This is a genomic window from Inquilinus ginsengisoli (genome assembly GCF_050434925.1).
Classification (GTDB): domain Bacteria; phylum Pseudomonadota; class Alphaproteobacteria; order DSM-16000; family Inquilinaceae; genus Inquilinus; species Inquilinus ginsengisoli_B.
On sequence record NZ_JBNDJK010000001.1, the window covers coordinates 4,814,889 to 4,838,618 of the forward strand.

The 23,730-nt window shown below is 69.8% G+C and carries 21 protein-coding genes; 16 read left to right on the plus strand and 5 right to left on the minus strand.

Translation table 11 applies throughout. The annotated features are described in order from the left end of the window. The first annotated feature begins 57 nt into the window (after positions 1-57). The 4 genes from QFZ27_RS23005 (at position 58) to QFZ27_RS23020 (ending at position 3,537) form a co-directional block, all read left to right on the plus strand. Entirely contained in the window at positions 58-306 is a 249-nt protein-coding gene (locus QFZ27_RS23005) for a type II toxin-antitoxin system VapB family antitoxin (protein WP_429228791.1), read from the plus strand. A gap of 121 nt (positions 307-427) precedes the next feature. Further along, complete coding sequence (locus tag QFZ27_RS23010; protein ID WP_429228792.1) at positions 428-2,464, plus strand: elongation factor G; 2,037 nt, start codon at positions 428-430, stop codon at positions 2,462-2,464. Positions 2,465-2,561: 97 nt separating this feature from the next. Beyond that, positions 2,562-3,116, plus strand: coding sequence for a UDP-4-amino-4,6-dideoxy-N-acetyl-beta-L-altrosamine N-acetyltransferase (gene pseH / locus QFZ27_RS23015; RefSeq protein ID WP_429228794.1), 555 nt, complete (start codon positions 2,562-2,564; stop codon positions 3,114-3,116). A gap of 16 nt (positions 3,117-3,132) precedes the next feature. Next, complete coding sequence (locus QFZ27_RS23020; protein WP_429228795.1) at positions 3,133-3,537, plus strand: Imm63 family immunity protein; 405 nt, start codon at positions 3,133-3,135, stop codon at positions 3,535-3,537. Between the two features lie 4 nt (positions 3,538-3,541). Here QFZ27_RS23020 and QFZ27_RS23025 read toward each other — a convergent pair whose 3' ends face one another. Continuing rightward, positions 3,542-4,360 (minus strand): hypothetical protein, encoded by an 819-nt coding sequence (locus QFZ27_RS23025; RefSeq protein WP_429228796.1) that lies wholly within the window; start codon positions 4,358-4,360, stop codon positions 3,542-3,544. A 145-nt stretch (positions 4,361-4,505) separates the two neighbouring features. Between QFZ27_RS23025 and QFZ27_RS23030 the strand changes: the two genes are divergently transcribed. After that, positions 4,506-5,981 (plus strand): S10 family peptidase, encoded by a 1,476-nt coding sequence (locus tag QFZ27_RS23030; RefSeq protein WP_429228797.1) that lies wholly within the window; start codon positions 4,506-4,508, stop codon positions 5,979-5,981. Here the strand turns inward: QFZ27_RS23030 and QFZ27_RS23035 are convergent. Next, positions 5,978-7,033: a serine hydrolase domain-containing protein gene (locus QFZ27_RS23035; RefSeq protein WP_429228798.1), complete on the minus strand. Its 1,056-nt coding sequence runs from the start codon at positions 7,031-7,033 to the stop codon at positions 5,978-5,980. The two genes, QFZ27_RS23030 and QFZ27_RS23035, sit on opposite strands and share 4 nt — an antisense overlap. A gap of 167 nt (positions 7,034-7,200) precedes the next feature. On the opposite strand from QFZ27_RS23035, the gene QFZ27_RS23040 reads away from it, so the two are divergent. From QFZ27_RS23040 to QFZ27_RS23085, 10 genes are all read left to right on the plus strand, one after another. After that, a complete protein-coding gene (locus QFZ27_RS23040) occupies positions 7,201-8,040 on the plus strand; it encodes a hypothetical protein (RefSeq protein ID WP_429228799.1) in 840 nt (279 codons plus the stop codon). Positions 8,041-8,082: 42 nt separating this feature from the next. Next, positions 8,083-8,664, plus strand: coding sequence for a helix-turn-helix domain-containing protein (locus QFZ27_RS23045; protein ID WP_429228800.1), 582 nt, complete (start codon positions 8,083-8,085; stop codon positions 8,662-8,664). A 154-nt stretch (positions 8,665-8,818) separates the two neighbouring features. After that, complete coding sequence (locus QFZ27_RS23050; RefSeq protein ID WP_429228801.1) at positions 8,819-9,364, plus strand: GNAT family N-acetyltransferase; 546 nt, start codon at positions 8,819-8,821, stop codon at positions 9,362-9,364. A gap of 67 nt (positions 9,365-9,431) precedes the next feature. Beyond that, positions 9,432-12,551 carry an intermembrane phospholipid transport protein YdbH family protein gene (locus tag QFZ27_RS23055; protein WP_429228802.1) on the plus strand — a complete coding sequence of 1,040 codons (3,120 nt, stop codon included), beginning with the start codon at positions 9,432-9,434 and terminating at the stop codon, positions 12,549-12,551. A gap of 14 nt (positions 12,552-12,565) precedes the next feature. Further along, positions 12,566-12,760, plus strand: a complete 195-nt coding sequence (locus QFZ27_RS23060) for a YnbE family lipoprotein (protein ID WP_429228803.1) — start codon at positions 12,566-12,568, stop codon at positions 12,758-12,760. Positions 12,761-12,894: 134 nt separating this feature from the next. Further along, entirely contained in the window at positions 12,895-13,422 is a 528-nt protein-coding gene (locus tag QFZ27_RS23065) for a cytochrome c oxidase assembly protein (protein WP_429232482.1), read from the plus strand. Between the two features lie 57 nt (positions 13,423-13,479). Next, entirely contained in the window at positions 13,480-14,529 is a 1,050-nt protein-coding gene (locus QFZ27_RS23070; RefSeq protein ID WP_429228805.1) for a c-type cytochrome, read from the plus strand. Next, complete coding sequence (locus QFZ27_RS23075; RefSeq protein WP_429228806.1) at positions 14,526-15,512, plus strand: cytochrome c oxidase subunit II; 987 nt, start codon at positions 14,526-14,528, stop codon at positions 15,510-15,512. Before QFZ27_RS23070 ends, QFZ27_RS23075 begins: the two co-directional genes overlap by 4 nt. Next, a complete protein-coding gene (gene ctaD, locus QFZ27_RS23080) occupies positions 15,513-18,050 on the plus strand; it encodes a cytochrome c oxidase subunit I (RefSeq protein ID WP_429228807.1) in 2,538 nt (845 codons plus the stop codon). Beyond that, entirely contained in the window at positions 18,047-18,409 is a 363-nt protein-coding gene (locus tag QFZ27_RS23085) for a hypothetical protein (protein WP_429228808.1), read from the plus strand. The genes ctaD and QFZ27_RS23085 overlap by 4 nt, the downstream gene beginning before the upstream one ends. Positions 18,410-18,646: 237 nt before the next feature. Here QFZ27_RS23085 and QFZ27_RS23090 read toward each other — a convergent pair whose 3' ends face one another. The 3 genes from QFZ27_RS23090 to QFZ27_RS23100 form a co-directional block, all read right to left on the minus strand. Continuing rightward, positions 18,647-19,813 carry a porin gene (locus tag QFZ27_RS23090; RefSeq protein WP_429228809.1) on the minus strand — a complete coding sequence of 389 codons (1,167 nt, stop codon included), beginning with the start codon at positions 19,811-19,813 and terminating at the stop codon, positions 18,647-18,649. A gap of 345 nt (positions 19,814-20,158) precedes the next feature. Beyond that, a complete protein-coding gene (locus tag QFZ27_RS23095; protein WP_429228810.1) occupies positions 20,159-21,193 on the minus strand; it encodes a cupin domain-containing protein in 1,035 nt (344 codons plus the stop codon). A 21-nt stretch (positions 21,194-21,214) separates the two neighbouring features. Beyond that, on the minus strand, positions 21,215-22,396 hold the full coding sequence (locus QFZ27_RS23100) for an ATP-grasp domain-containing protein (RefSeq protein WP_429228811.1): 1,182 nt from the start codon (positions 22,394-22,396) through the stop codon (positions 21,215-21,217). 116 nt (positions 22,397-22,512) lie between these two features. Here QFZ27_RS23100 and QFZ27_RS23105 point away from each other — a divergent pair, with 116 nt between their 5' ends. After that, complete coding sequence (locus QFZ27_RS23105; RefSeq protein ID WP_429228812.1) at positions 22,513-23,730, plus strand: acyl-CoA dehydrogenase family protein; 1,218 nt, start codon at positions 22,513-22,515, stop codon at positions 23,728-23,730.

Consider the following 23,730-nt stretch of genomic DNA (forward strand, 5'->3'; position numbering starts at 1 on the left):
CGCCATGACGGATCAGTGTTACAGGCAGCCGATCCATCTGGATGCATGGAGGCGGAGATGCCCTTTCACACTCGAGACGCCGAGACGGACGAGTTGGTTCGAGAGTTGGCCCGCCGCCGGCAGATCGGCCTGACCGAGGCGGTGAAGCTGGCGGTCCGAAACGAATTGTGCCGAGAGGACGAGGCGGTTCCGTTGCAGGACCGGATCGCCAAACTGCGGGCCGAGGTTTTGTCCCGTCCGGCGACTTGTCTCGTGGCGGATAAGCGATTCTTCGACGAACTGAGCGGCGACGCCCGACACTCCTAGACCCTCAGATCGGGGCTGTGCCGATCGTCGCGGAAGTGTCATGCTGACCCTCCAAAAGGGCCCGCGTGATCGGGCATCGTCCCGGTCGGCATGGCAGGCCCGTGCACAAGGGAGGATGCGCATGCCGCAGGAACGCCCTGCCCCCAGATTCCGTAGCGCGGCCCTGGTCGGGCCGTATTCGAGCGGCAAGACCACGCTGATGGAGGCGCTGCTGCACAGCGCCGGCGCGATCCCGCGCAAGGGCAGCGTGGCCCAGGGCAATACCGTGGGCGACGCCTCGCCCGAATCCCGCGCCCGGCAGATGACGATCGAGCCGAACCTGGCCTCCTGCCGCTATCTGGACGAGGACTGGACCCTGATCGACTGCTCCGGCTCGGTCGAGCTGGCGCAGGACGCGATGGCCGCGCTGATGGTCACCGACATCGCCGTGGTGGTGGCCGAGGCCGATCCGGACCGCGCCGTGATCCTGGCGCCGCTGCTGCGCTTCCTGGACGAGCACGAGATCCCGCACGTCCTGTTCATCAACAAGATGGACCGGTCCGGCATCCGCATGCGCGACCTGCTGGCCGCGCTGCAGCAGGTCTCGGCCCGCCCGCTGCTGCTGCGCGAGGTTCCGATCCGCGACGGCGACAGCGTCTCGGGCTATGTCGACCTGGTCAGCGGCCGTGCCTATAAATGGCGCGAGAACCAGTCATCCGACCTGATCGAGGCGCCCGGCGACATCAAGCCGCGCCAGGACGAGGCGCGGCAGACCCTGCTCGAATCCCTGGCCGATTTCGACGATGCGCTGCTGGAGCAACTGCTCGAGGATAAGATCCCGGCGCCGAAGGAGATCTACACCCAGCTCACCCGCGACCTGCAGCAAGACCTGATCGTGCCGGTGTTCTTCGGCTCGGCGGAGCACGGCAACGGCGTCACCCGGCTGTGGAAGGCGCTGCGCCACGAAGCCCCGTCGCATGAGGTGGCGGCCACCCGGCTCGGCTACGACGCCCATGGCGGCTTCGCCGCCACCGTGTTCAAGACCCTGCATCAGCCGCACACCGGCAAGCTCAGCCTGGCGCGGCTGTGGAGCGGCCGGCTGTCCGACAACAGCAATCTCGGCAGCCGCCGCATCTCCGGCGTGTACCGGCTGAAGGGCGGCGAGAACCAGAAGCTGGCCGAGGCCTGGGCCGGCGAGATCGTCGGCATCGCCCGGCTCGACGACCTCGCCACCGGCCAGACGCTGCGCGCCGACGGCACGTCCGAGGCGACCTGGAACTGGCCGAAGCCGGCGGAGCCGGTCCACGCCGTGGCGCTGTCGCTGTCGGACCGCAAGGACGACGTCAAGCTGACCACCTCGCTGGCCAAGCTGTGCGAGGAGGACACGGCCCTGTCGGTGCATCACATCGACGCGACCGGCGAGCTGACGCTGGCCGGGCAGGGCGACATCCAGCTGCAGATCGCGGTGGAGCGACTGAAGAGCCGGTTCAACGTTTCGGTGACCACGGTGCCGACCCGCACCGCCTATCGCGAGACGATCCGGCGGCCGACCAAGCAGCATTCCCGCTTCAAGCGCCAGACCGGCGGCCATGGCCAGTTCGCCGACATCCAGGTGGAGATCCGGCCGATGCCGCGCGGCACCGGCTTCGTGTTCGAGAACAAGGTGGTCGGCGGGTCGGTGCCGAAGAACTACATCCCGGCGGTGGAGGCGGGGTCGCGCGAGGCGATGAACCGCGGCCCGCTGGGCTTCCCGGTGGTCGATCTTGCGGTGGCCCTGACCGACGGCCAGCACCATGCGGTCGACAGCTCCGACCAGGCTTTCCGCACCGTGGCGCAGATGGCGATGGCCGAGGGGCTGGCAAATTGCGACCCGGTGCTGCTGGAGCCGATCCAGGCGGTGACGATCGCGGTGCCGGCGGAATACACCGCCAAGGTGCATGCCATCGTCTCCAGCCGGCGCGGCCAGATCCTCGGCATGACCGCGCGCGAGGGCTGGACCGGCTGGGACCTGATCGACTGCCAGCTGCCGGAATCGGAGATGCACGGGCTGGCGGTCGAGCTGCGCTCGGTCACGCTCGGCGTCGGCAGCTTCACCGCCCGCTTCGACCATCTGCAGGAGTTGATGGGGCGGATCGCCGAGCAGGTGGTGGAGGAGCGCCGGCGGGCTTTGGCGGCCTAGGCTGAGACGGTCGGTCCGATCACTCGCCGCGGCCCTTGGCAGCGGCGAGTGGCCCGGCCTATCACAGCACGGAAAAAATGATCGGGGGACCACGGGAATGCTGAGCCTGAGGCGGGTGGAGCCGGGGGATTCCGACCGGCTGTTCACCTGGCGGAACCTGCCGCATGTCGCGGTCCACCAATACACCGACCACGAGATCACGCGGCCGGAGCATGATGCCTGGTTCGCCCGCGCCATCGCCGATCCGCGCCGGGTCTACTGGATCATCCAGGACGACGACGAGCCGATCGGCCTCGCCAACCTGGTCGACATCGACCAGCAGAACAGCAAGTGTTCCTGGGCGTTCTACCTCGGCGCCAGCGACCTGCGCGGCAAGGGTATCGGCAGCTGGGTCGAGCTCAAGGTGCTGGATCACGTCTTCCTCGAGCTGAAGCTGAACAAGCTGTGCTGCGAGGTGCTGACCAGCAATCCGGGCGTGGTGCGGATGCACCGGCGCTTCGGCTTCCAGGAGGAGGGGCTGCTGCGCCAGCATGTGCGCAAGGGTGGGCAGTTCCTCGACGCCCATCTGCTGGGGCTGCTGCGCGACGACTACCTGCCGCAGCGCGACGCCCTGGTGACGATGCTGCGCGAGCGCGGGGTGCAGACCGAGTAGATCACTGGTCCGCGACATGCTCCTTTCCCTGGCGGACATCCAAAGCCGCCTCGAGGATCTCGCCAGGCGGATCGACGCGCCGCCTGCCGATCTCCCGACCTTTGGCCGGTCCGAGGACGGCGCCAGGCCTCATATCGAGGTGGGAAGCCAGTATCATTACGTCGTCGTGGAGCGTGGTTCGGAGCTGCGCAGGTCCAGCACGGAGGATCTGGACGAGCTGCTGTACTGGGTCTTTTCGGGCGTCGCGAGCGAGATGGCGGGCCGGTTCGAGCTGCGGAACCGGCGGCATGGCGAGGATGTTCGACGTCAGATGTTCTCCCGGCGGCTCGAGCTCCTGAACGTTCTTTCGCCGGCATGGGCCGAGAAGGAGGAGGCCAGGCTCGCCGAGATCCTGAGCAGGCATCCGTTCCAGGATCGATAGGTCGCTACCGGGCCTGCGCCATGGCCCCGGGGCCCGAATCCACGATCACCAGCATGTTGCCGGCCAGCGGTGTCGGGGTGCGGTCGGGGCGCAGCACGGCGTCGTAGCGGGGGTCGGACTTCGCCGCCGCCTCGTAATCGACGTCGAGGACGCCGTTGCGGTCGAGGAAGACGTTCATCGGACCCGGCACGCGGATGCAGCCCTTCGAGGCCGGCCGGCCGAGGCGCTGCTCCAGGACGTCCGGATCGGTGGCGTGCAGCAGCAGCCGGATGGTCGATTCCCGGCCTTCCGCCTCCCAGCCCCGCTCGGCGGTCTGCCAGCCGAAATCCCACACCCGCATGCCCGCGAGGCCGAGGCCCCGGATGCCGTTGGCGTTGAAGGTGCCTTCGGCGCGCCAGTCGAGGATCTCGTCGGTGTGCAGGAACACGCCGGTCGGGGTGATGAAATAGCCGTTCCGGCCTTCCTGCCCGGTCGAGACCTTGACGCCGCCGATGCTCCGCCAGCCATCGGAGGGCTGTGCCAGCAGGATGCGCATCTCCTGAACGGCGGGGTTCCGGTCGACCACCACCACCAGCTGCGGGCGGCTGATGGAGTGGCCGCGGGCCTTGATCTCGGCTTGCGCCAGCGCCGCCCATCGTTGTTCGCCGTCGGGCGCATCGGTGATCCCGCCAGGCACATCCCGCGCCAGCGCCGCCTGCAGGCGGGCGACCTCGCCGGCCGATCCGATGGACGCCGCTTCGGGCCCCGTGGAGCTTGGGGGAGGCGGCCGATCGCATCCCGAGATCAGGAGCAGGGCGGCGGCAAGCAGGAAACGCGCGGACATCGGATCTGCACAATCGCAATGGCAGAGAACAAGAAACGCTCGATTATCTTTGTTCCGCTCATGTATTTATAACAGAGGTTGTGTGGAATTTCATCGGGATATTGAGGTGGTAAAGTCGGATGAATGTTCAGCCGGATGGGTGATCATGCTGCGCCGGATTTCGTTCCGATCGTTCCTCGCCGGACTGGTCGTCCTGCTGCTGATCGCCGCCGCCCAGGCGCAGCAGCCGGCCGGCGGCGTGCTGGCGTTGCTGCCGGACGATTCGGTTACCCATCACACGCTGACGCTCGGCGGCCGCGCGTTGGCCTACACCGCCACCGCCGGGACCATCCCGCTGTTCGACCGGAATGGCGAGCGCTCGGCCGCGGTCTTCTACACCGCCTATGTCCTCGACGATGCCTCGGCCGAGACCCGCCCGGTCACCTTCGTGTTCAATGGCGGGCCCGGTGCGGCCTCGGCCTATCTGCAGCTCGGCCTGGCGGGGCCGCGGGTTGTCGGGCCAGACTTCGCACGGGATCCCGCCAACGCCCGCCTGCAAGACAATCCCGACGCTTGGCTGGCCTTCACCGACCTGGTCTTCATCGACCCGGTAGGAACTGGATGGAGCCGCACGGTCTGGGCCGACAAGTCGGAGGACTTCTGGAGTGAACGCGCCGATGCCCAATCGCTGGCCAAGATCATTGCGCTCTACCTGGCGCAGAATCGGCGCAGCGGCTCGCCGAAATTCATCCTGGGCGAAAGCTATGGCGGCTACCGCAGCGTGAAGGTGGCGCGCGCGCTGCAGCGGGAGCAGGGCGTCCTGGTCAACGGCATCGTCATGGTTTCGCCCTTCGTGGAAGGCCGCCTGATGTTCGGCGCCGGCCGCTTCGCGCTGGTGGCGGCGCTGCGGCTGCCCTCGCTCGCCGCCGCCGAGCTCGACCGCCGCGATGCCTTCACGCCCGAAGCGCTGGCGGCGGCCGAGCGCTTCGCCCTGACCGACTACCTGACGACCCTGGCGGGCCGCCCGCCCGAAGGCGAGGCGGCGGATGCCTTCTACGCCCGCGTGGCCCAGTTGACCGGGGTGTCGACCGATGTCGTGGCCCGGTCGCGCGGCTTCATCGGAGACGCCTATCTCGATCGGGCCGGCGCGGACGGCGTCGCCAGCGCTTACGACGCCGCCTTCCTGTCGCCCGACCCGTTCCCGGATTCCGCCGCGGATGATGGCCCCGACCCGGTGCTCGACGGCTATACCCAGACCCTCGGCGGGCTGTTCGTCGGCCATGCGCACGATGCGCTTGGCTACAAGTCCTTGCTGACGTTCAACCTGCTGAACCGAGAGATCGCCCGGAAATGGAAATGGCAAGCCGGAGGCATCCTTCTTGCCAGCGTCGATTCGGATCTGCGCGAGCTGCTGGCGCTCAACCCCGACCTCGACGTGCTGGTGGCCCATGGCCGGAGCGACATCGTCACGCCCTATTCGGTCAGCCGCTACCTGATCGATCACCTGCCGCCACTGGGGCGCGAGGAGCGCGTGGCGATCAGGCTCTATAAAGGCGGGCACATGTTCTATTTCGACGGATCGTCCCGCAGCGCCTTCACCGCCGATGCGGCCGCCTTCTACCACTCGCAGGCATCGCCCTAAGGCTGCGCCAGCGCCGGCAGGACATAGCGGTCCAGCACGGTCCGACCGAGCTGGTCCTGCAGATCGGGCCGGTCATAGAGCCCGGCGGTGACCACCACCAGCAGGTCGCGGTCGGGCATCAGGAACAGCCGCTGGCCGCCCCAGCCGATTCCGGCGGCCCAGCGGATCTCCCGGCCGTCGATCAGCGACCGGCCGAGCCACCATTGGAAGCCGTACGCGACCTGATCCTCGACGGCGATCTGCGATGCCGTGGACTGCTCGATCCAGCCGGGCGAGACGATCTGCTTGCCCTGCCAGATGCCGCGGTCGAGCACCAATTGGCCGAGCTTGGCGATGTCGCGCGGCCGCAGCCGCAGGCCGGAGGCGGCGACCGGGTCGCCATTCGGGTAGCGCACCCATTCGACATCGGCGATGCCGAGCGGCGCGAACAGCACCTCCTGCGTCAGAACGTCGAGCGGCCGGCCGGAGACCTGCTTCAGCACGGCGGAGAGCAGGGCGGTCGACCCGCCGCTGTAGGTCCAGCGCTCGCCCGGCGCCACGGCGAAGGGCTGCTCCAGCACATAGCGATACGGGTCCGGCGCGTCCGACATCAGCCGCTCGCTGTTGCGCGGGTCGCTGTAGGGCAGGTCCTCGCTCCAGGCCAGGCCACTCGACATGGTCAGCAGGTGCTGCAGAGTGATGCGGTCGGTCTCGGGCGAGCGCAGATCGGCGTATTGCGGCAGCAGCGACAGCACCGGCGCGTCGATGTCCCTTATCCACCCGTAGTCGACGGCGATGCCGACCAGCAGCGAGTCCTCTCCGGCGAAGTAGCGCTCATAGACCAGCCGGCCATGCCGCACGACCAGCACGGCATGGGCGTTGCCCTCCGGCCAGGCCTCCAGCGCCGGTCCGAGGGCGCAGAGCTGCAAGGGGTCGAAGCCCTCGTCCCCCGGCGCGGCGACGGCCCAGCCATCGTCCAGCATTTTTGGCGTGCGGCAATCGGGTGGCGCGTCCGCGGCCGTGGCGGGAGAGGCGAGCAGGGCGAGCAGGGGCAGGGCGCGGCGAAGCGGCATGGTCGTCTCCGTCTGGGGGCGGGCAGGCGTGTCGCCGATCCGTAGCAGTGACGCCGGCCCGCCATTGTACCGGGATTGCTCGGGCCTTCGATTCACCTCCGCCCGGCCACGGCTTCGCCGCAGAGCGGGACCGATGATGCGGCGCTGGGCGTCTCGGGGGAGAGATCATGCGCATTCTGTCGAAGATCCTGACGGCCGGGCTGCTGCTGACCCTGGTCGCCTGCGTGTCATCGCGGCCACCACCACTCGTGGTGGCCGAGACTGTGACGATGCGGCAGGAGACATTGTCTCCCCAGGCCAATCATCTGGTTGCACCCGGGGGTGGCCAAAGGATCGATATCACTCAAGGCCTCCAGTCGGCACCGGAACCTCGGCTCGGCACGCGCTGGGGGGAGGAGATCCGGTCGTCGATCCGCTTCGTCAGCTTGCCCCGCTTCTGGCCGGACCGGCCGGAGACGCAGGTGACGATCCGCTATGATGGCCGCCGCAGTGCGATGGGGCCGGTCAGTACCATCCGCAGCCTGCCGGTCGCGGACGGCGCCGTCGAATTCTCGGTGCTCGGCGCCAGGGGCACGCCGCTGCGGCTGACGCCGACCAGCGGCGGCGACCTGCGCCTGCAGGGCCGGTCCGGCGACCTCTACCGGCTGGCCTTCAGCAATCGGGGCCGCCGGACGGTCGAGGTGGTGGCCACGGTCGACGGGCTCGACGTGCTGAACGGCCGCCCCGGCACCATCGCCAACCGCGGCTATGTGGTGCGCCCGGGCGAGCGGCTGGTGATCGAGGGCTTCCGCAAAAGCGAGGACGAGGTCGCGGCCTTCCGCTTCTCCGCGCCGGACGACGCCTATGCCGCGAACACGCCGCAGGGCGACCCGCGCAACATCGGCGTCATCGGCGTGGCGCTGTTCACGCTGGACGACCCGGCGAACGAGGTCATCACGTCATCGCCCCGGCCGTTCCCGGACGACGCGCCGCGCGACCTGCGCTTCGCACCGCCGCCCACACCGTAACAACTCTTGCCGACTTCTCATGATCGGGATAGCCTCCCGATCATGAGAAGTGGTCTCGCCAACGAACTGGAGCCGGTGGACGCCCGGCTGGCCGCGCGCCTGGCGGCGCTGCGGGCGGAGCAGGGGTGGTCGCTGGACGTGCTGGCCGAGCGCAGCGGGGTCAGCCGGGCGACGCTGTCGCGGCTGGAGCGGGGTGAGACCAGCCCGACCGCCTCGCTGCTCGGCCGACTCTGCACCGCCTACGGCCGCACCATGTCCGGCCTGATCGCCGAGGTCGAGACCGACCCGCCGCAGCTGCTGCGCCGGGAAGAGCAGCCGGGCTGGACCGATCCTGAAACCGGCTTCCGCCGCCGCAGCGTCTCGCCGCCCGCCAACGGCTTCCGCGGCGAGCTGGTCGAGGGCGTGCTGCCGGCCGGCGCCGTCGTCAGCTACGACACGCCGCCGATCCACGGCCTCGAGCAGCATGTCTGGATGCTGGACGGGGTGCTGGACCTGATGGTCGACGATGTCGTCCACCGGCTCGGCCCGGGGGACTGCCTGCGCTACCGGCTGTTCGGGCCCACCCGCTTCCATTGCCCCGGCCCGCGGCCGGCCCACTACGTCATCGCCCTGTGCAAGCCGTGAGAGACCGCTTGGAAACGCTACTGGCGCGGCCGTCTGACGGCGGACTCGAAGCTTCCGGTGCTCACGGACCCAAACGTCCGCTGCGCGCCGGTTCTCGACACCACCGCCAGCCGACTCACGCCAGCGCATTTCCAAACGATCTCTGAGCGCCGCCATGCCCGACACCGCCGCCCTGTCTCCCGTCACTCTGTCGGAAGTCACCCCAGATGGCCTCGCCGGGCTTCTCGACGACCTCGCCGAGGTGCTCCATGGCTGTGTGCTGGACGGCGCCAGCGTCGGCTTCGTGCTGCCCTTCACGGTCGCGGCGGCGCGGGAGTTCTGGCTGGGGCTGGAGCCCGCCTTCCGCAGCGGCGCCCGGCGGCTGATCGTGGCGCGGCTGGACGGGCGCACGGTCGGCACGGTGCAACTGGTGCTCGGCATGCCGGCCAACGGCATCCACCGGGCCGAGATCGCCAAGCTGCTGGTGCATCCGGCCGCGCGGCGCCGTGGCATCGCCCGGGCGTTGATGCTGGCGGCCGAGGATCTGGCGCGCCGGCACGGCCGCACCCTGCTGCTGCTCGACACCCGGCGCGGGGACGGCGGCGAGGCGCTGTATCAGAGCCTCGGCTTCCGCCTGTTCGGCATCGTCCCCGGCCATGCCTGTTCTCCGACGGGCGTGCTGGAGGACACCAGCTACATGTTGAAAGAGTTGCGGCCGTAGCCGGGTTCGCGCCGGCGCCCCCAACGCGCGCGCTGCTTTGGCGCTCCGGCTCGGTTAGACTGGCAGGATGGCGCGTTTCCTTCCCCGTCGCCGCTGGACGATCGGCCTCTCCGCCCTGCTCGTGACCCTGGTCGGGCTCGCGATCGCGGCGCGTGGCGTGCTGCCCGGCTGGGTCGAGGCGGAGGCGATCTCCCGGCTGAGGGCCGAAGGCGTGCCGGTCGAGCGGCTGACGGTGTCCAGCGTCGATCTCGGTTCGGCCGAGATCGGCGGCATTGCCGTGGCGGACGGGCGGATCACGGTCGACCGCATCTCTCTCGGCTTCAACCCCTGGACCCTGATCCGCGAGGGTCACCTGTCCTCGATCGCGCTGTCCGGCGTCTCGATCCGCCTCGGCGTCGACCGCTCCGGCGCGCTGGACCTGCCGCGGATGGAGGCGCTGGAGGGCGGTGGCGGCAGTGGCAGTCTGGGCGCCATTCCATTCCGGACCATCTCGGTCAGCGACAGCACGATCGTGCTCGATACCCCCTGGGGCCGGATTCGCAGCCCGGTCGAGGCCAAAGGCGCGGTGAACGAGGAAGGCCGGCTGGTGTGGAAGGGGCAGTTGCGTGCGGCCGGTGCCGGCGGCGCGGCCCAGGCCAAGTTCGACCTGACCAACACGCCCGAGGGCCAGATCTTCGGCGGCGTGCAGCTGGAGCGGGCCAGCTTCCGGTCGGACCAGTTGTCGCTGGACGGAGTCAGCGGCTGGATCGCCTATGGCGGCGAACGCAACGCCAGCGGCGAGATCCAGGGCGCGCTGACGGTCGCCGAGGTCGTGCGGGGCACGGCGCGGTTCCGCGATTTCGGCGTGCAGGGCAATGGCACGCTGCAGCGGCTGCAGCAACTGATCATCGGCGCCAAGATCGGCACCGGCGAGGGCACCTTCGGCCTGCAGTTGCAGGGGGCGAAGCAGGGCGAGGGCACCGATGTGGCGGTGCAGGTCGCCGCCAACAACCTTGCCGCGGTGGTGCCGGCCCTGGGCTTCGAGGGCGGCGTGACCGGCAAGGCCAATCTCAACGCCTGGCTGACCCTGCGCACCCCCGGCCTGCCCAGCCTCGATGAGCTGCCGCAGTTGCTGGCCGACGGCTTCATCCGGGTCTCGACCGACGGTGTCCAGGCCGGCAGCGGCGTGGCGCTGCAGACCGGCCAGCTCAGCGCCGCCATCGACCTCTCCGGCGGCACGTTGACCCTGGCCGGCAGCCAACCGTGGAAGGTGGCGGGCCGCTTCGCCTCCGGCAAGCTGGCGGTCGATCTCGACTGGCTGCCCGGCGACGGCGGGCCGCAGCGCCTGGAGTTCAGCCGCGAGGCCGACACCTGGTGGACCCGGCTGGCCGGCGCCACCAAGGGCAATGTCGCCGGTTACGACGTGGCCGGCTCGGTCGACGCCGAGCTCGGGCTGAACGATGCCGGCCAGGCCAAGGTGCGGGTGCCGAAGGCGGTGCTGGACCTCGACCCGTTCGAGGCGATCGGCCTGACCATCGACCCCGGCCCGATGACGGCGTCGGGCGAGACCACCGACGGCGGCTGGACGGTGACGCTGTCTGGCAGCTCGGCGATCGGCCTGCCGGGCAAGACGGGCGGCAACGCCACGGCTCAGGGCACGGTCCGGGTCGACACCGTCGGCCAGCATCTGACGGTGCGGCCGGTGCATGGCGAATGCCTGTCGCTGACCGTGCCGGCGCAGGATTTCACGCCGCGGCTGCGCCTGGCCGAGCCGGCGGCGGCGCAGCTGTGCCCGGATGCCGAAGGCCGGCCGTTGCTGGAAACCGATCTCGGAAGCGACCGGCCGCCGCTGGTGCGGGCCTCCGTGCCGGCCCTGGCGCTGGACCTGTCGATCGGCGCCGGCGCCGGCGCGACACGGCTGCTCGCGACTACGCCGGTCCTGGCCATCGCCCCGGCGGCGCAGCCCGAGGGCAGCTACCGCCTGACCGCGGCGGACGGCAAGCTGGCGCTGCCGGGGGCGAGGCTGACCGTGGAGGACGTCGATGCCGACGTCGCGGTCGTCCCCGGCGCCGCGGTTCCGTTCGACGCCAATCTCACCGCCGCGCGGCTGGCGATCGAGGGCAATCCGGTGGTGCCGATGAAGGCGGTGCTGCGCAGCCGGCTCGACGCCGCCACCGACATCCTGTCGCTGGAGGCCGAGCTGACCGATCCGGAGGGCCGGGCCCGCGCCGCCGGAACCGGCCAGCATGACCTGACGACCGGCGATGGCGGCCTCGACCTGGTGCTGGACCCGGTGCGATTCCGCCGCCGCGGGCTGCAGCCGAAGGATGTGGTGCCGGCCCTGGCCGGGCTGCCGCTGTCCTGCGTCGACGGCCGGATGGAAGGCAGCGGCCGGATCGCCTGGGGCAGCGCGGCGGAGACGGCACTGGATCTGCGGCTGCGCAACGCCGCCTTCAAGACGCCTTGGGGCCAGGCTGAGGGCGCGACGGCCCAGTTGCGGCTGGACCAATTCGCGCCGCTGCGGCTGCCGGCCGGGCAGCGGGTCCGGATCGGCCGGTTCGTCCTGGACGGCGAGATGCCACCCCTGACCGATGTCGACGCCCGCTTCGGCTGGAGCCAGGCCGGCGGCGTCGATCTGCGGCGGGTGGCGCTGGACTGGACCGGGGCGAAGGTCAGGGTCGAGGGCGGCTCCGGCCGGCGCCGGCCTTCGGTGCTGAAGATCGAGGGGCTCGACCTCGCCCGCGTCGTGGCCGCGGCCGGGCTGGACGACGTGCGGGCCACCGGCATCGTCGACGGCACCATCCCGTTCCGCCTCGACCGCGACACGATCGTGGTCGAGAACGGTGTGCTGGCGACGCGCGGCCCGGGCGAGATCCGCTATGGCGGCACGGCGGCGCCGGACGAGATCAAGGCGGCTGCGGCTGCCGAACCGGGCATGGACACGCTGATGGCGGCGCTGCGCAACTTCCAGTATCAGTCGCTGCGGGCGACGCTGGACGGCCGCAGCGACGGCGAGGCCAATGTCAGGCTGGCGGTGCGCGGCTCCAACCCCGACCTCTATGGCGGCTTCCCGATCGCGCTCAACGTCAACCTGTCGGGCGAGCTCTACGTCATCGCCCGCCGCAGTCTGGCGCTGGCACGGATCGGCGACCGCATCCGGGACTATTACGTGGAGCGGCTGAGGCGCCGCACCGAGCCGTCGTGTTGAAGGGAAGGGGCCCGATGACCGACCGATCCCGCGCCGTCTGCGCCGGCCTCTGCGTGCTGCTCGGCGCCTGCTCGCCGGTGATCCGGGTCGAGGCGCCGGACAAGCCGATCGAGATCAACCTCAACGTCCGCGTCGAGCAGGACGTCAAGGTCCAGGTCGACCGCGAGCTGCAGAAGGTGGTCGGCAAGAACCCGGCGGCGCTGCCTTAGGCGCGGCGAAGCTCGGACGGGGACGCCATAGACGATCAGGGCTCCAGGAACGGTCATCCGGATGATCGTGTTCCCGTTCCATGTTCATTTCCGATGGTGATCTGACGGAACATATGGCGGCGCATATCGTCGCGATGAATTTGCTTGCACCACTCGGCGCGGCCGCATGGGATCGCTTCGCCGGCGGCCGGGCGGCGGCGAATGCCGTCCGGGTTCTTCCCGCAACCGCTGTCCAGGTGGCACTGATCTGGGGTTGGCATCTCCCGGCCGTGTTCGCGGCCGCCTGCCGAAGCCCGACACTGACGGCCGCGATGCATGCCTCGCTGTTCCTGTCCGCCTTCTGGTTCTGGTCCGCGGTGATCCGCGGGGCCCGGCGCTGCAGCTGGACGCCGCTGGCGGCGCTGCTGGCCACCGGCAAGCTGTTCTGCCTTTTCGGCGTTCTCCTCACCTTCTCGCCGCGGACGATCTACGGATCGCTGGCACCGATCTGCTTCGATCCGGCCTCGCCGCGGCCGCTAGTCGAGGACCAGCAGCTTGCCGGGCTTCTGATGCTGGCTGCCTGCCCGCTGGTCTACGTGACTGCGGCGATCGCGATCGCGCGCCGCCGGCTCGCCGCGCTGGCCCGCGACGGCGGCTGGAGCTTCGGCCAGAGGGCCGGCTAGATGAGGCTCCCGGCGATATGGCGCCGGCGTGGCTTCGCGCTCGGTGTTGGGATCGCCTTGGCCGGTGCGGCCGCGCTGGGCGCCGCAATCGTGCTCTCGGGGGTGTACAATGTCGCCGCGTCGGTCGAGCATATTCCCATCACCGACCGGCTGCTCAAGCTGGTGCTCCGGCGCTCCGTCGACACGCACAGCGCCGGCATCGAGGTGCCGGAACTCGACGATCCCGGACTTGCCCGTCTCGGCGCCCGGCATTTCGCCGCCGGCTGCGAGCCATGCCATGCCGGCCCCGGACTCCGCCAGAGCCCGGTCGCCGCCGCGATGTATCCGGCCCCCCCACCACTCGATGGCCGGGTCGCGGGCTGGGAGGCGAAAGAGCTGTTCTGGATCGTGCGCCACGGCTTCAAGTTCACCGGCATGCCGCAATGGCCCGGCGCCGGCCGGGACGACGAGGTCTGGCCGGTCGTCGCCTTTCTCCGCCGCCTTCCCGGCATGTCGTCCGGCGAGTATGCCGAGCTGACCGGGCGCGAGGGCGCCCAGACCGTGGCCGCCGGCTGCGCCCTGTGCCACGGCGACGGCGATGCCGGCCAGGCCCCGGTGGCGGATCCGGCGCCGGCGCTGCAGGGCCAGAACCAGGCCTATCTGCTGCGTGTCTTGGCGGAATATGCCTCCGGCACGCGCCAGAGCGGCATGATGGAGGCGATCGCCGCAGGGCTTTTGCCCGCCGAGCGGGAACGGCTCGCCCGCGACTTCGCGGCCATGCCGCCCCCGGCCGCCGGTGACGCCGCGCAGCGGGATCCCGGCGCCGTCGAGAGGGGAGCGACGATCGCCGCCAAGGGCGTGGCCCGGCAGAATGTCCCGCCATGCCTCGCCTGCCATTCCGGGCGGAAGTCGCCGCAATTCCCCCGGCTGGAGGGCCTGTCCGCCGGATACATCGGCAACCAGCTGCGGCTGTTCCGCGACGGGGTCCGGGGCGGCACCCCCTACGGCTCGATCATGGCGCCGATCGCCGGGCGTCTGACCGACCGGCAGATCGAGGACGCCGCGGCCTATTTCTCTAGCCGCGTCGGACCGGGGATAGCAGCCGATGCCGACGAGGCGGCGCGATGAGCCGCAGGGTGGCATCCGCTCCGGCGATCGCCGCGCCGCTCGGCGGCTGCGCCGGCATCCAGTCCGCACTCGCCCCGCGCGGGACGGAGGCGCAGGAGATCGGTGCGCTGTTCTGGACCGTCACCGGCGTCTCGGCTGCGGTGACGATCCTCGTCCTCGTCGTCACCGCCATCGCCCTGCGCGGCCCGGACGGCTGGTGCCGGGTTCTGGCGACGGACCGGATGGTGGTCGGCGGCGGCATCGTCCTGCCGGTCGTGGTGCTCAGCATCCTTCTGGTCTACGGCCTGCTGGTGATGCAGGTGGGCGCAGCCCGGTCCCGGGACGCCGAGGGCCTGGGGGTGACGATCACCGGCAAGCGCTGGTGGTGGCAGGTCGTCTATGAGGATCGCGACGGGCGCGAGATCGTCAGCGCCAACGAACTGCGCCTTCCGGTCGGCCGGCCGGTCGCGATCCGGCTCGAGACCGATGACGTGATCCACAGCTTCTGGGCGCCGCAGCTGGGCGGCAAGCTCGACATGATCCCCGGCCGCAGCAACACCCTGACGCTCGAAGCCACGGAAGCCGGCGTCAGCCGGGCGCAATGTGCCGAGTATTGCGGCGGCGCCCACGCGCTGATGTCGATGTATGTCGTCGCCCTCGAACCGGACGCCTATGAAGCCTGGCTGGCCGCGGAGGCCGCGCCGGCCTCGGAGCCTGCATCGGAGCCGGCGAGGCGCGGCATGGCGTTGTTCCTGCAAAATGGCTGCGGCGCCTGCCATGCCGTGCGCGGGACGGAGGCGGACGGCACGATCGGCCCCGACCTGACCCATGTCGGTGGCCGCCTCTCCTTGGGTGCCGCGGCGCTGCCGAACGATGCCGACGCCTTCGCACGCTGGATCGCCGACAACCAGCACGTGAAGCCGGGCAACCTGATGCCGCCCTACCGCAACCTGTCGCGCGACGAGCTCGCCGCGATTGCCGCCTATCTGGAGGGGCTGGACTAGGTGGACGACAACGCCCGAACCCAGCTGCCGAACCCAGCGCCGCGTCCGTCCGGCGAGGAGGAGGAACTGATCCGGATCTGGGCGAGCCCCCGGGGCTGGCGGATCCTGTCCGACGTCAACAACACCGTCGTCGGCATCGCCTATCTGGGCGCGGCCTTCCTGTTCTTCCTGTTGGCCGGTGTTCTCGGGCTGCTGATCCGGACCCAGCTCGCCGTGCCCGGGAACGATGTTGTCGGCCAGGACCTCTACAACCAGATTTTCACCGTGCACGGCACGACGATGATGTTCCTGTTCGCCGTGCCGGCGGTCGAGGCGCTGGGGGTGATGCTGCTGCCGCAGATGCTCGCCGCCCGCGACTTGCCGTTTCCGCGGCTCAGCGCCTTCGCCATCTGGGCCTATGTCGTCGGCGGCCTGGTCTTCTTTTCGACCATCCTCTACGATCTCGCGCCGTCGGGCGGCTGGTTCATGTACACGCCGCTGACGCTCAAGGAGTTCTCGCCGGGCGACAATGCCGATTTCTGGCTGCTCGGCATCGGCTTCATCGAGATCTCGGCGATCGCCGGCGCGGTCGAGATCGTCGTCGGCACGCTGAAGACGCGGCCGCCGGGCATGTCGCTGGCCAAGATGCCGATCTTCGCCTGGGCGATGCTGATCTTCGCCGCGATGATCATCTTCGCCTTCCCGGCCGTGATCCTGGGCACCATTCTGCTGGAGATCGAGCGATCCTTCGGCTGGCCGTTCTTCACCGCGGCCAAGGGCGGCGACCCGCTGCTGTGGCAGCATCTGTTCTGGTTCTTCGGCCATCCGGAAGTCTACATCATCTTCCTGCCCGCGGCGGGGCTGGTGTCGATGATCGTGTCGACCATGGCCCGGCGGCCGCTGGTGGGGCACGACCTGATCGTGGTCGCGCTGATCGGGACCGGCTTCTTCTCCTTCGGCCTGTGGGTCCACCACATGTTCACCACGGGCATCCCGTCGCTCAGCCTCGCCTTCTTCTCCGCCGCCAGCATGGCGGTGGCGGTCCCGTCGGGCATCCAGGTCTTCGCCTGGATCGCGACGATCGCAGCGAGCCGGGGCCGATTCCGGATCACCACGCCGTCGCTGTTCGTGCTCGGCGTCCTCGTCATCTTCACCATGGGCGGGCTGACCGGCGTCATGGTCGCCCTGGTGCCGGTCGACTTCCAGGTGCACGACACCTATTTCGTCGTCGCCCATCTCCACTACGTCCTGATCGGCGGCATGGTGTTCCCGCTGTTCGCGACCTTCTACCACTGGGCGCCGATGGTCAGCCGGAGGATGCTGTCCGAGCGCCTCGGGCGCTGGGTCTTCGGGCTGATGTTCGCCGGCTTCCACATCGCCTTCTTCCCGATGCATCTGGCCGGGCTGCTGGGCATGCCGCGGCGGGTCTGGACGTATCCCGGCGACCTCGGCTGGAACACGCTGAACCTCGTCTCCACCGTCGGCGCCTATATCCTCGCCGCCGGCGTGCTGCTGTTCGTGATCGATCTCTGCCGCAATTTCCGGCCTGGCTTCGGCGGTCCCGAAAACCCCTGGGACGCGGGCACGCTGGAGTGGCTGCCCAACGACGTCTACTCGACCCGCAGCATCCCGCTGGTGACCGGCCGCGAGCCGTTGTGGGACCAGCCGGACCTGCCCGAGGAGGTGCGGCGGGGCCGGCACTTCCTGCCCAGCGCGCCGACCGGCGGTCGCGAGACCATCGTCACCAGCGCCGTCGAGGGTCGGCCGCAATATGTCATCCGCATGCCCGGGCCGGGCTTCGCCCATGTGATCGCCGCCGTGTTCACCGCGGCGTTCTTCCTGCTGCTGACCGTCAAGCTGGTCACCATCGCGATCGCCTGCGGCGTCGTCGCCGTCGGCGCCTGCCTGGTCTGGGCCTGGGAGCTCGACAAGAAGCCGGGCCCGCCGGCCGACATCGGCGGCGGCATCCGGCTGCCGACCACCAGCACCGGCCCGGTCTCGCATCCCTGGTGGGCGACGGTGGTGCTGATCCTCGTCGCCGGCTCGCTCTACCTCGCCTTCGTCTTCTCGTACCTGTACCTCTGGATCGTCTCGCCCGAGGTCTGGGCGCCGCGGGGCTCGCCGGACCTGCCGCACCCAGGCTGGGCCTTCGCCGCCGCCGGTCTCGCTTTGGCAGGCGCGGCCGCGATCTTCTTCGCCGGCCGGCTGCTTCCCGTCCCCGGCCGTCGCGGGTTCGGCGCCCCCATCCTGTTCGCGCTGGCCGCCGCCTGCCTCGCCGGCGCGGTCGCGCTCACCCTCTGGAGCCACTGGCAGACCGGGCTGCGCCCTGGCGACAACGCCTATGGCGCGATGGTCTACATGGCGGGCGTGCTCGACGCCCAGCTGGCGGTCGCCGTGGTCATGCTCTTCGGCTTCGCCATCGCCCGGCACGCGACCGGGCGCCTCGACCGCGAGCGGAGGGTCGGCTTCGAGGTCGCCGCACTGCTCTCCGCCTACACCGCCGGGCAGATCCTGTTCGGCCTCCTGCTCGTGCACGGCTTCCCCAGGGTGGCGGGATGATGCGACGGCGCGAACCCTCGACTCCCGGTACCCTGGTCTGCCTCCTGTGGGGGCCGATCGTGTGGGGCCTGCAATTCACCGCGATCTATTTCGGCCACACCTGGTTCTGCGCCCTCGGCGCCTCCCCGGGGACGACCACCGCGCTCGCCGCGATCCTCACCGCCGCCGCGGTGGCCGCGATCCTGCCGGTGGCGTGGGCGCCGGCCCGGCCGGCCGCGCTCGCCGGGCTCGACCGGCGGGATGACGATCCGCGGCATCTGATCCTGGTCGCCCGCGCCATCGCCCTGCTGTCCATCATCGCCGCGCTCTGGACGGGCGCCGCGGCGATCGTCGTCGAGGCCTGCGAACTGGCCCGATGATCGGTACGGCCGATCAGCGGCTGTCGACCGATCCGAAATCGCTCGGATGGTCTGGAAGATCCGTGACGCGATATGGAGCCTTCAGAAGATAAAGGGATGCGCGGCCGGCAGCGCCGCGCATCCCCATCACCGGACGCGATCTTTCAGTCTAGGAGGGGACAAGACAGTGGCCGTTAGGAGCGGTCTGTCGCGGTCCGGCTTCTCGGGCGAACCGCCGAGACGGATCGACCTGATGCCTCAGAAGGCCAGATTGATGCCGGTCAGCAGGTTGGCGTTCTCGAAATCCTTGCCCTCGCGGAAGTTCTGCTTCTCGTAGATGACTTCCGCATAGGTGTTCAGGCCCGGTGCGATCGTGTAGGTCAGGTTCGCGCCGGCGATGTGGTTGTCCTCGAGGTCGGTCGCGCCTGTGTTGGGCTGCGTCAGGTCGTTGTTGTTGCCGGCCCACGTATAGGCATAGGACACTGAAGCCAGGAACGGCCCCCAGGTGTAGCTCACATCGCCGACGATCGAGTCCACCGGCTTGCTGGTCAGGAACAACGTGGAATAGTGGGTCCAGTCCACGCTGGCGGCGATGCCGCCCGACTTGACCCGGGCGCCGAGGGTATAGGCCTCGAGGTCGTGATGCTGCGGGTTGTTGTCGGTGGATACGCCGTTGCCGTAGGCGGCCGTGCCGGCGACCCGCAGGTCGACGCCGCCGCCGATATCGCCCTCCCAGTTCGCGCCGCCGGTGACGACGTTCTCGTACAGGGTGCTGGCATCGTTGACCAGGTCGTTGCGGCCGCCGTTGCCGGCATGAGTCGCGCCGCCCACCACTGGGGTGAAGTCGGCGCCGAAGCTGAAGCCGTCGATCGTCGGCGAGGTGTATTTGATGCGGGTGTCCTGGTTGGTCAGGCCGCCAAGATAGGTCGGATCGATCGAGTAGAAGTTTCCGCCGCCGAGCGGGAAATCGCCGTCCAGAAGGTCGCCGAAATCGCCGCCGCCGGCGCCGATGTTTCCGGCCAGCTCGTCATGTGCGTAGACGTAGCCGAAGTCGTCGGCGATCGTCGGCGCGTCGCCGAAGGTGATCGTGCCGAAGCTGCCCTTCACATAGGTGTAGACGCGTGTGACGTCGACGCCGTCCCGCCGGCTGATCGAGTCGAAGCGGATGCGACCGCCGTATTCGAGGCCGGAATCGGTGACGTTCTTGACGTCGAAGATCAACCGCGCATTGGTCTGGAAGTCGTAGTCGCGGTCGAACTGCGAATGGTCGGTGTCGGTCAGCACCAGCGCCGACTGCGCGGCGATGAATCCGCTGATCTTCAGCTGCAGACCGGACGTCACATTCGTGTCGGCCGCCGATGCCGGCATCGCTCCGATCAACGCGGCAGCGGCCAGTGCCGTGCCCCCCAGCAATACCTGCTTCATTCTGCCTCCCTCTACCCGCACAGATGCGGGGCGATTCACTCGAGATACCCGCCTGACGGCCGGGCACTGTGGCGTCGAAGGCACACTGATGGGGCTGGGTGGCCGCTTGCTCGGTGCCTGAGACAAAGGGACCGTAAGCGGGCGCAAAAAAGTAACATACATACAAAAATGTATATTTCCTTGTGGTGGCGAGTTGTTGCCGGCAGGCCACACCGTCTGCGAGCAGTGACGGTACGAGAGCGGGACGCTGGGTAGAGAGGATCTGTAGGCGGCTTGCCCAGACTCGGTAGCCCTCGGTTGCGGCGGTCAAATTACATTCGGCGTCGCGGCCCGGGGGCAGACAGCTTAGCCGGTCGTTTCCTCGCCGTCCCAGTACCGCCGCAGCCCCGACATGTCGAAGATGTCGTCCCGCGTGCGCAGAGCGCCGACCGCCATCTTGTTCGAATTCGGGTAGACGCAGACCTCGTACGGGTTGTGCTCGCCGATCATTAGGTAGCTGCAGGGGGCCTGGCCGCTGTTCAGGAAGGAATGGCCGACCTTCCGGCCGGCGGGGAAGCAGACGTAATCGCCCGCCGTCAGCTCGTATCGCTCATCGCCGAGGATGAGTGTCACCTGGCCTTCGAGGATCAGGGCGTGTTCCTCCTCCAGCATGTGGTAGTGCTTGGGGCACAGGCGCATTCCCGGCGCCGGCGCTTCGATCAGCATGCCGACGTGATAATTCGGTCCGACGGCAGCCTCGGTGAGATGCTTCGAGCGACCGCCGAACCGCGTGCTTCCAGGCTGGCCCTCATCACGCCATGTCAACTGATGCGAGGAGATCGGCCCCTTCGGCGCTGCGGGCGGTTCGGGCGCCACGGCATCGGCGGGCGGGGCGACGCCGCGCGGCAGGCCGGTATCCTCGCCGTCCCAATAGGCGCGCGTCGCCGCCAGGTCGAGAATCAACCGACGTCCCAGGGGCCGCACCAGCACCTTGTTGGTGTCGGTGTAGACGCAGATCTCGTTCGGGTTGCGCTCGCCCACCACGACGTAGCGGCAGACGGCATCGCCGGTGTTGACCAGGCAGTGCCCGGCCTTCTGCCCGGCCGGGTAGCAGATATAGTCGCCGGCCTTCATCTCGTAGCTGTCGGCGCCGAGGCGCGCGGTGACCGTGCCTTCGAGGATGTAGACATGCTCCTCCTCGAAGATGTGGTAGTGCGCCGGCACGCTCTGCTTGCCCGGCCCCAGCTCCTCGATGGCGACGCCGACATGGTAGTCGTCGCCGAGCACGGCGCGGGTCAGGTGCCGGTAGCGCGTGGTGAAGCGCGGGATGTCGGACCATTCCTCCCACGGCACGTCGTTGGACGAGATGGGCTTGGCCGGCGCGGCGGTCTCGTTGGCCATGTGTCTGCTCCCCTTCTGCGATCAGGCACCGACCCGTCCTGAATCAGACGCGGCGGCGGTCAAAGCCGGCGGCTCAAGGCTCCGCCGGCCGGCGATGCGCCAGCGCCAGGGAGCGGGCGAGGGCGGCGCCCAGAGGCCGTGGGCGTCGCGCAAATAGGTCTGGAAGTCGTAGATCGTCACCGCCGGGCAGGTCTCGAACTCGAGGATGTGGACGCTGCCGTCCTCGCCGGCGCGGAGGTCGACCGAGAAGTAGTCGCGCAGGCCGAAGATCTCGGCCAGACGGGGCACCAGGATCTCGGCTGCGGCGACGATCCTTGCCGCTGCCGGGCCAGCCTCGGCGCGCAGATCCGACAGCTGCGGGATGAAGGCGCGCTGCTGCCCTCCGCCGAAGCCGGTGCGGCCGCCCTCGGTGTCGCGGCTGCCGGACAGGCTGGCATTGTCGCGCATGGTCATGAAGGCCCCGCCGGTCTCGCTGTCCGGATCCTTGCCGAGCCGGGCGATGCCCAGCGACGCGGCCAGGGAGCGGCCGACATCCATGTAGCTGACCCGGATATCGTGGCCCGGCAGGAAGGGCTGGATCACGGCCCAGTCGCGGTAGCGGTCCCACAGCCGCGCCGCGAGTTCCAGCGCTGTCGCTGCATCCGGGGTCCCGGAATCGGCGAAGATGCCGATCTTGGCGCCGAGCGTGTTCGGCTTGACGAAGAACGGTCCCGCCCCGTCCAGCACCGCGGCGCCGGCGATCACCCGCCGCCCCTCGGCCAGGGCGGTCGGCGGCACCGGCAGGCCGGCCGCCGCCGCGGCCAGGGCGGTGCATTTGAACTTGTCCTGGCACAGGTGCTGGGCCTGGGGCGGGCTGCCGTAGGTCGGGATCCCGGCCAGCCGCGCCAGAGCGCTGACGGCGCTGCCGCGGTAATAGGCGATGCCGTCAGTCTGGCACCACAGGATGGTGTCGTCACGCCGGGCGACCAAGCCGGGCAGGGCGCCGATCAGCCCGTCGAGCTCGACGAACTCGGCCTCCAGCCCGGCCTCGGCCAGCGTTGCCGTCAGCTCCGGCCGGATCGCGGCCAGGTCCGTCGCCTGAGCCAGATAGCAGGCGATTTCCGCAGCGGCGGCGGGATCGAAGCCGGCGGCCTCCAGCCGGGCGCGGCACCCCGCCTCGGGTTCATAGGTGATGACCACGCGACGGAGTGGAAAGGGGGGCATGGGCGGGGTCCGAAGGCCGGGGCAGGGTTGCAAGCGTAACCTCATTTCCCGCATCCGACATCCCGCCGCAACCCGTGCGCCGCAGCGTCGAAGGGTCAACAACCCGGGAGACGGCCATGCGGTCCCAGATCTCGCTTCGAGACGCCAACCCCTTCGGTCTCGCCTCTGCCGCTGCGGTCGAGCGGATGCTCGCCGACATCCGCGACCTAGCCCCGGAGATCACCGCGCAGGCGGCGGAGTTCGAGGACGCGCGCCGAATTCCGCCGGAGCTGGTGGAGACGCTGCGGTCGATCGGCGTCTTCCGCATCTTCACGCCCCGCAGCCATGGCGGCCTGGAATTGGAACTGCCGAAGGCGCTGGATGTCATCACCGCGCTCAGCCGGATCGACGGCTCGGTCGGCTGGGACGCGATGATCGGCGGCGCCTCCGGCCTGTTCCTGCCACTGCTGCCGGGCGAGACCTACGACCGCATCCTCCGGGACGGACCGGATGTGATCTGCGCCGGCTCGATCGCGCCCGTCGGCACGGCCGAGCCGGCGCCGGGCGGCGGCTGGCGGGTCAGCGGCCGCTGGCCCTTCGCCAGCGGCTGCCAGCACGCCGACTGGATCCTCGGCTTCTGCGTCATGATCCGCGACGGGCGGCCGATCCCCGGGCGGGGCGGCGAGGCCGGGCCGCCGCTGATCCGCGGCTTCGTGCTGCCGGCGCGTGACTGGCGGATCGAGGACACCTGGCATGTCGCCGGGCTCAGGGGCACCGGTAGCCACCACGTGTCACTGCAGGACGCGCTGGTGCCGGAGGAGCAGTTCTTCGACTTCCTGGATGGCCGACCCTGCGTGCCGGGCCCGCTGTACCAAGCGGTGCGGCAACTGCTGCCGCTGCTGCATGGCGCCTTCAGCGTCGGCATGGCGGAGGCCGCGCTGGCTGAGCTGATCGCGCTCGCCGGCACCGGCCGGCAGCAGCTGCGCGCGCCGGTGCCGATGCGCGATTCGGAGGTGTTCCATAGCGACCTCGGCCGCATCGCCGCCGAGGTGGGGGCGGCGCGGGCCTATCACCGGGCGCAGGTGGAGAGCCACTGGCGCCATGCCCTGGCCGGCACGCTGAAGGACGATGCCCTGCACGCCGAGGGCACACAGGCCGGGATCTGGATCGCCAGCACCTGCGTCCACGCCGCCGACACCTGCTTCGCCCTGGCCGGCGGCGCCGCGCTGTATGACAGCTCGCCCCTGCAGCGGCGGCTGCGCGACCTGCATGCCGCCGCCCAGCATGCAGCGGTGCACCAGCGGTTCTACGTCGACGCCGGCCGGGCATTGCTGGATCGGGCGAAGGCCGTCTGA

Excerpts from the sequence above, each read along its gene's own strand:
- QFZ27_RS23005 (WP_429228791.1), top strand. The coding sequence starts at position 58 with ATGCCCTTTCACACTCGAGACGCCGAGACGGACGAGTTGGTTCGAGAG.
- QFZ27_RS23010 (WP_429228792.1), top strand. The coding sequence starts at position 428 with ATGCCGCAGGAACGCCCTGCCCCCAGATTCCGTAGCGCGGCCCTGGTC.
- pseH (WP_429228794.1), top strand. The coding sequence starts at position 2,562 with ATGCTGAGCCTGAGGCGGGTGGAGCCGGGGGATTCCGACCGGCTGTTC.
- QFZ27_RS23020 (WP_429228795.1), top strand. The coding sequence starts at position 3,133 with ATGCTCCTTTCCCTGGCGGACATCCAAAGCCGCCTCGAGGATCTCGCC.
- QFZ27_RS23025 (WP_429228796.1), bottom strand. The coding sequence starts at position 4,360 with ATGTCCGCGCGTTTCCTGCTTGCCGCCGCCCTGCTCCTGATCTCGGGA.
- QFZ27_RS23030 (WP_429228797.1), top strand. The coding sequence starts at position 4,506 with ATGCTGCGCCGGATTTCGTTCCGATCGTTCCTCGCCGGACTGGTCGTC.
- QFZ27_RS23035 (WP_429228798.1), bottom strand. The coding sequence starts at position 7,033 with ATGCCGCTTCGCCGCGCCCTGCCCCTGCTCGCCCTGCTCGCCTCTCCC.
- QFZ27_RS23040 (WP_429228799.1), top strand. The coding sequence starts at position 7,201 with ATGCGCATTCTGTCGAAGATCCTGACGGCCGGGCTGCTGCTGACCCTG.
- QFZ27_RS23045 (WP_429228800.1), top strand. The coding sequence starts at position 8,083 with ATGAGAAGTGGTCTCGCCAACGAACTGGAGCCGGTGGACGCCCGGCTG.
- QFZ27_RS23050 (WP_429228801.1), top strand. The coding sequence starts at position 8,819 with ATGCCCGACACCGCCGCCCTGTCTCCCGTCACTCTGTCGGAAGTCACC.
- QFZ27_RS23055 (WP_429228802.1), top strand. The coding sequence starts at position 9,432 with ATGGCGCGTTTCCTTCCCCGTCGCCGCTGGACGATCGGCCTCTCCGCC.
- QFZ27_RS23060 (WP_429228803.1), top strand. The coding sequence starts at position 12,566 with ATGACCGACCGATCCCGCGCCGTCTGCGCCGGCCTCTGCGTGCTGCTC.
- QFZ27_RS23065 (WP_429232482.1), top strand. The coding sequence starts at position 12,895 with ATGAATTTGCTTGCACCACTCGGCGCGGCCGCATGGGATCGCTTCGCC.
- QFZ27_RS23075 (WP_429228806.1), top strand. The coding sequence starts at position 14,526 with ATGAGCCGCAGGGTGGCATCCGCTCCGGCGATCGCCGCGCCGCTCGGC.
- QFZ27_RS23085 (WP_429228808.1), top strand. The coding sequence starts at position 18,047 with ATGATGCGACGGCGCGAACCCTCGACTCCCGGTACCCTGGTCTGCCTC.
- QFZ27_RS23090 (WP_429228809.1), bottom strand. The coding sequence starts at position 19,813 with ATGAAGCAGGTATTGCTGGGGGGCACGGCACTGGCCGCTGCCGCGTTG.
- QFZ27_RS23095 (WP_429228810.1), bottom strand. The coding sequence starts at position 21,193 with ATGGCCAACGAGACCGCCGCGCCGGCCAAGCCCATCTCGTCCAACGAC.
- QFZ27_RS23100 (WP_429228811.1), bottom strand. The coding sequence starts at position 22,396 with ATGCCCCCCTTTCCACTCCGTCGCGTGGTCATCACCTATGAACCCGAG.
- QFZ27_RS23105 (WP_429228812.1), top strand. The coding sequence starts at position 22,513 with ATGCGGTCCCAGATCTCGCTTCGAGACGCCAACCCCTTCGGTCTCGCC.